This is a genomic window from Komagataeibacter intermedius TF2, from assembly GCF_000964425.1.
GTDB lineage: Bacteria > Pseudomonadota > Alphaproteobacteria > Acetobacterales > Acetobacteraceae > Komagataeibacter > Komagataeibacter intermedius.
The window spans coordinates 1-227 of record NZ_BANF01000870.1; the positions used below are offsets into that span (position 1 = coordinate 1).

Consider the following 227-nt stretch of genomic DNA (forward strand, 5'->3'; position numbering starts at 1 on the left):
GGATGCTGAGGAGTTGAATGTCAGTGAAGGAAACCATCATGCGTCAGTTGGTCCGTATCGGCATGGATACCTCGAAAAAAGTGTTTCAGCTCCACGGCGTGGATGCCGAAGAGCGGGTTGCACTAAGCCGGAAACTGAGCCGACATCAGATGATCCGGTTTTTCGAGAAACTGCCGCCGACAGTGATTGGCATTGAAGCCTGTGGGGCCTCCCATCACTGGGCCAGA

Annotated in this window: 1 pseudogene; it reads left to right on the plus strand. The window is 54.2% G+C overall.

Going from position 1 to position 227, the window contains the following annotated elements:
• Positions 1 to 38 precede the first annotated feature (38 nt).
• A pseudogene (locus tag B7449_RS19415) lies at positions 39 to 227 on the plus strand (IS110 family transposase); the annotation flags it as partial.